1 protein-coding gene is annotated in these 1,240 nt (G+C 71.3%); it reads left to right on the forward strand.

Annotated features, from left to right (window positions below; genetic code table 11):
- Positions 1-402 precede the first annotated feature (402 nt).
- Positions 403-1,176 (forward strand): DNA repair protein RecO, encoded by a 774-nt coding sequence (gene recO / locus ACT89H_RS29370; RefSeq protein WP_445111917.1) that lies wholly within the window; start codon positions 403-405, stop codon positions 1,174-1,176.
- The last annotated feature ends 64 nt before the right edge of the window (positions 1,177-1,240 follow it).

Raw genomic sequence — 1,240 nt, forward strand, 5'->3', positions numbered from 1 at the left:
CGATACCGACGCGCCCAGCGCACCCCCACCCCGTCTTTCGAGCGCAGCGAGACCGAGCCTGTTTCCGTTCGCGGCCCGGCTCGCGTGTGCGCGGCCGCCGCATACGCCGACGAAGAAGCACCCGCAGCCGGCCGCCGGCCAGGTCGAGCCACCAGCCAGCCACTACAACCCGCACGCATCGGGCAGTGAGCTCCGATATCGACGCGCCCAGCGCACCCCCACCCCGTCTTTCGAGCGCAGCGAGACCGAGCCTGTTTCCGTTCGCGGCCCGGCTCGCGTGTGCGCGGCCGCCGCGTCCGCGACGAAGGAGCAAGCGGCGGTCGCGCACACGCGAGCCACAAGGGGGCCGCGAACACGCCGCGCCGCAGGCGCGGCCAAACAACACAGCATTAGACTCACCCCGTGCGGTTGTATCGGGACGAGGCGGTAGTAGTTCGCCAGCACAAGCTGGGTGAGGCGGACCGCATCGTCACGCTGCTCACGCGACAGCACGGACTTGTTCGCGCGGTCGCCAAGGGGGTGCGGCGGACCAAGTCGAGGTTCGGGGCCCGGTTGGAGCCGTTCTCCTACATCGACGTGCAGTTGCACCCCGGGCGCACGTTGGACACCGTTACCCAGGTGCACACGATGGAGGCGTTCGCCGCCGACATCATCGACGACTACGGGCGCTACACCACCGCGTGTGCCGTCCTGGAGACCGCCGAGCGCCTGGCGGGCGAGGAGCGGGCGCCCGCGCCCCGGCTGCACGCGCTCACCGCTAGCGCCCTGCGCGCCATCGCGGCCAAACAGCGTCCGCGCGAACTGATCCTGGACGCGTTCCTGTTGCGCGCCATGGGTTTCGCGGGCTGGGCGCCCGCGTTGGACGAATGCGCCAAGTGCGCGACACCCGGCCCGCATCGAGCCTTCCATGTCGCGGCCGGTGGCGCGGTGTGCGTGCATTGCCGTCCCCCTGGTGCGGCGACGCCCGCCCCCGGGGTGCTCGACCTGCTGGTCGCGTTGTTGCGTGGGGAGTGGGAGCGGGTCGAGGCGACGCCCGAGACGGTGCGCAGACAGGCCAGCGGACTGGTCGCGGCGCACTTGCAGTGGCACCTGGAACGTCAGTTGCGCACCCTGCCGTTGATCGAGCGATCCCAGGACACCGCCGCACGAACTCCGCCGGTAGCCGCGCGGGGTTGAGTGAAGGCGAGGCAGCCGCTGGAAGGGCGCTGTTGGGCGGAGTCCATCCTCAGTCCGCGCGGGG

The sequence above is a fragment of the Nocardia aegles genome, assembly GCF_052545135.1.